Consider the following 4,387-nt stretch of genomic DNA (forward strand, 5'->3'; position numbering starts at 1 on the left):
ACCAGTGATCATGTTTTTAACATAGTCAGCGTGGCCTGGGCAGTCTACGTGTGCGTAGTGACGTGAAGGCGTGTCATATTCGATGTGAGAGGTATTGATCGTAATACCGCGCTCACGCTCTTCAGGAGCGTTATCGATTTGAGAGAAGTCTTTAGCTTCGCCACCGTAGGTCTTAGCCAGTACGTGAGAGATAGCTGCAGTCAGTGTGGTTTTACCATGGTCAACGTGACCAATGGTGCCCACGTTTACATGGGGCTTAATACGTTCAAATTTAGCTTTAGCCATGGTAATGCCTCAGTCCAAGATTCTTGGTGATGAAAACTAACATATAGAAAAAATCCGATGCATTAAAATGACATCGAACCGATTATGTTTAGGCGCAGGAGCTAAATTTAGAGAGGCTGGTGCTGATAGGCAGATTCGAACTGCCGACCTCACCCTTACCAAGGGTGTGCTCTACCAACTGAGCCATATCAGCAACTAATTTGGAGCGGACAGCGGGAATCGAACCCGCGTTATCAGCTTGGAAGGCTGGAGTAATACCATTATACGATGTCCGCGCAACCTAACTAAGGCTACCTAACTACCTAGAAAAAAGTGGTGGAGGGAGAAGGATTCGAACCTTCGAAGGCTGAGCCGTCAGATTTACAGTCTGATCCCTTTGGCCACTCGGGAACCCCTCCACAGAAAATGGTGCCGGCACCAAGAGTCGAACTCGGGACCTACTGATTACAAGTCAGTTGCTCTACCAACTGAGCTATGCCGGCATTATCATTTCGGAACGGGATATTAGGTAAATGCGCTCCCAAGTGCAAGTAAAAAACGCCTATTTACGTAAAAAAAGCGCTTGAACGGTGTTTTTTTACACGTTATGCAACTTTGACGGCCAATTAAACAGCGAATACATCAAACGGTAACGGAAACACGACTGCAATCACCCATTTAGTATTGTTCCAAATAATCTCATAGTGTACTGTGCCTTTCCTAAGCTGAGGAAAGCCAATGACTTCTAAAAATTCAATTCAAAAAGCACTCTATCTCGCCTTCGAGCGCCTGCAATGGTCTGAGTTACGAGATTCAGTGCCGTTGACACTGAGTGAGCAAGACTTGGAGAACCTTAGAGGCATAAATGAAAAGATTTCCTTATCGGAAGTGACCGATATTTATCTTCCCCTTAGCCGGCTACTGAATTTGATCGTTAAAGCTAAGCAACAACGAGGCTTAGTGGTTGATGAATTCCTCGGTCAAAAACCATCAAAAAGTCCTTACATCATTAGTATTGCTGGTAGTGTCGCCGTCGGGAAAAGCACCACAGCACGTATTTTGCAAGCTTTACTACGACACTGGCCTGAACACCCAAAAGTTGATTTGGTGACAACAGATGGTTTTTTGTATCCTCTGGCGGACTTAAAACGTAAAGGACTATTACAGCGTAAGGGATTTCCAGAAAGTTACGATATGAAAATGCTGGTTGAGTTTATCTCCGCAGTGAAATCCGGTCAGCCACATGTCAAAGCCCCTATCTATTCACACGTCACCTATGACCGCGTTAAGAATCAGCACCAAACGGTTTCTCAACCAGACATCTTAATTTTAGAAGGCTTAAATGTACTACAAACAGGACTCGACTCCCCCGTTGATACTCGTCGTCCTTTCGTCTCCGATTTTGTCGACTTTTCTATTTATGTCGATGCAGAAGAACCTTTGCTAAAACAATGGTATAAAGAACGATTTTTGCAGTTCCGCTCTGGTGCATTCAGTGACAAAAAATCTTATTTTCATCACTATTCGACGCTAACCGATGATGAGGCCAATACGATTGCCGCTAATATTTGGGACACAATCAATGGTCCAAACCTACAACTTAACATTCAACCGACCCGTGAGAGAGCCCATTTGATCCTGCAGAAAGGTCAGGATCATTTGATGTCCCACGTGCTGATGCGCAAATAGCCTTATGTAAAATTGACTCTTGGGTACTTAGCGTGCCCTTAAGCTAATTTCACCGCCGATAAATGCTTGAACACCGTCGGCGGTTTCGAGCAATACCGCACCTTGCTCATCAACGCCTCGACAAATTCCTTCGACAGACTTTTCCCCCATAAGCAAACGTATTTCACGGCCATAAAATAAGTCTGCGGCTTGCCAACGAGTCTTGAATGCAGCTAATCCTTCACGCTCAAATAGCTGAATATCACGCTTAAGCTGCTTATGTAATGCAATAACAAGCGCCGTCTTGTCAGGCATATCGACCAACTCTGACAAATCACTCCAAGGCTGATCGATACCTTTACCTTGCTCCTCGGACATAGCCATATTGACACCAACACCTATGATAAGCTGGCACTGGCTATCAGCCTGACCCGACATCTCAATCAAGATCCCGGCAAGCTTCTTGTTATCCAAATAGATGTCATTGGGCCACTTAACACCAATATTCTCGACGCCAAAAGATTTAAGCACTTCAACCAATGTACAGGCCACCACTAAACTTAATCCCATTGCCTGCGCCATTCCCTGCGGGAAAGTCCAAAACAGCGAGAAATATAAGTGATGCCCATAGGGCGACACCCAAATTCGGCCTCGACGACCACGACCTGCAGATTGATACTCTGCCACACACACATCACCATTCTTCAATTCAGTTGTATGGTCCAGCATAAAGCCGTTAGTGCTTGCTATCTCATCAAAGTAAAAGCAACGGTTATCAATTGATTGCACTAAACGTGAAGCATCAATCAAAGAAATAGGATTCGCTAACTTATAGCCGCGACCTTTGACGCTATAAATTGCCACACCATAGGTTTCTAGCGCATCGATGTGCTTATTCACTGCGGCACGCGAAATCCCAAGTTCAGTGGCTAACTGCTCGCCAGAAACAAATTGCCCGCTAGATAATAAAGCTAATATCTGGCGTTTTCTTCCCCAATGATCAGACATGCAAATCTCCTTCGCCATTAGCCCCGATGATTCTAGGCTCGGCTTCTAGCACAACACCAAATTTATCCTGTACCTGCGCAATAACATACAGCGCTAGGCGGCAAATATCATGCCCCGTTGCTCCGCCTCGATTCACTAACACTAAGGCTTGCTTGTCATGCACTGCCACATTGCCGAGCACAAAACCTTTCAGTCCCGCTTGTTCAATCAACCAGCCTGCAGCCAATTTCACTGTTGCATCCGCTTGTGCGTAGCCCACTATCGTCGGAAAACGCTGTGCTAAATCGAGATAACAGGCCGCGCTTACAATGGGGTTTTTAAAGAAACTGCCTGCATTGCCAAGCACTGCGGGATCAGGAAGCTTTTCACTTCGTACTTGGCATACGCGCTCAAAAATCTCATGCGCTGTAACAGCTGCAGGATCAAATGATTGCAATGGACCATAGGCCAAACGCGGTTGCCAACGTTTAGTTAAGCGCAGTCCAACAGCTGTGACTACAGCAAGATTGCGCAATTTGTCTTTGAAAATAGACTCACGGTAAGCAAATTGACACTCAGCTGTGCTGATGCGCACAAATTCACCTGAGGGTAAATCAAGATACTCAACCCAATCACACACATCACATAGTTCAACACCATAAGCGCCAATATTCTGAATAGGTGCTGCACCAACCGTCCCAGGAATTAATGCCATATTCTCCAGCCCAAACATGCCATGCTCGAGCGTAAACTGAATTAACTCGTGCCAATTCTCACCCGCCTCAACATCGAGATAAAACGCTTCTGTGTCTTCAGATACTTTTATCCCTTTCGATAAAACCCTGACAACTGTGCCGTTAAAGTCCTCCGTAAAGACCAGATTGCTACCACCACCAAGCACCAACATAGGCAATTGCTGTTGCCATAGTGACAGACATATCGCCTTAACAGCTTCTTTTGAGTGCGCTTCAACAAGATCCGCGCAAGACTGGGCTAAACCAAAGGAATTAAATGATTGAAGGCTATGAGATAGAGACATGTGTTTGTTCAATGACGACAAAAACGTATTGTAACTGCTAAAAGCGAGGATTGCAGCTCATGCTAGAGAAGATGGCTGGATGAAGAACAGAGAGAAAAGCAGGAAAATCACTCCAATTAACAAATTATAGACGCAAAAAAGCCAGCTTATTCAGCTGGCTTGGTTACATCTCAATGAGATAATTAGGCGCTTGGCGATGACCTACTCTCACATGGGGAGACCCCACACTACCATCGGCGCGTTTGCGTTTCACTTCTGAGTTCGGGATGGGATCAGGTGGTTCCACAAGGCTATTGTCACCAAGCAAATTCTGTTTATTACCGTGTCCATCACTGGCTCACGCTAATAATAATTCGGAAAGCTGATTTGCTTTGTTTGAGTTCAAACTTTATCAAGTATCTGTATTCTATCTAAGGTCGCTTAGCAAAA

4 protein-coding genes, 4 tRNA genes and 1 rRNA gene are annotated in these 4,387 nt (G+C 45.2%); 1 reads left to right on the top strand and 8 read right to left on the bottom strand.

Annotated features, from left to right (window positions below; genetic code table 11):
* The 5 genes from L5L98_RS22065 to L5L98_RS22085 all read right to left on the bottom strand — a co-directional run.
* Positions 1-285: GTP-binding protein (locus L5L98_RS22065; protein WP_261729865.1), on the bottom strand; the 285-nt coding region annotated here is incomplete at its 3' end.
* 117 nt (positions 286-402) lie between these two features.
* Positions 403-478 (bottom strand) — tRNA-Thr (locus L5L98_RS22070).
* 8 nt (positions 479-486) lie between these two features.
* Positions 487-560: transfer RNA gene (locus L5L98_RS22075), tRNA-Gly, on the bottom strand.
* A 38-nt stretch (positions 561-598) separates the two neighbouring features.
* A tRNA-Tyr gene (locus L5L98_RS22080) sits at positions 599-683 on the bottom strand.
* 8 nt (positions 684-691) lie between these two features.
* Positions 692-767 (bottom strand) — tRNA-Thr (locus tag L5L98_RS22085).
* Between the two features lie 235 nt (positions 768-1,002).
* Here L5L98_RS22085 and coaA point away from each other — a divergent pair.
* Positions 1,003-1,953, top strand: a complete 951-nt coding sequence (gene coaA, locus L5L98_RS22090) for a type I pantothenate kinase (RefSeq protein ID WP_105251027.1) — start codon at positions 1,003-1,005, stop codon at positions 1,951-1,953.
* A 27-nt stretch (positions 1,954-1,980) separates the two neighbouring features.
* On the opposite strand, the gene birA is transcribed toward coaA, so the two are convergent.
* The 3 genes from birA to rrf form a co-directional block, all read right to left on the bottom strand.
* On the bottom strand, positions 1,981-2,940 hold the full coding sequence (birA, locus tag L5L98_RS22095; protein WP_263143557.1) for a bifunctional biotin--[acetyl-CoA-carboxylase] ligase/biotin operon repressor BirA: 960 nt from the start codon (positions 2,938-2,940) through the stop codon (positions 1,981-1,983).
* Positions 2,933-3,958, bottom strand: a complete 1,026-nt coding sequence (gene murB, locus L5L98_RS22100) for a UDP-N-acetylmuramate dehydrogenase (RefSeq protein ID WP_263143559.1) — start codon at positions 3,956-3,958, stop codon at positions 2,933-2,935. Before murB ends, birA begins: the two co-directional genes overlap by 8 nt.
* Positions 3,959-4,146: 188 nt before the next feature.
* Positions 4,147-4,262 (bottom strand): 5S ribosomal RNA (rrf, locus tag L5L98_RS22105).
* Positions 4,263-4,387 lie beyond the last annotated feature (125 nt).

The sequence above is a fragment of the Shewanella sp. SM23 genome (assembly GCF_025654295.1).
Classification (GTDB): domain Bacteria; phylum Pseudomonadota; class Gammaproteobacteria; order Enterobacterales; family Shewanellaceae; genus Shewanella; species Shewanella oncorhynchi.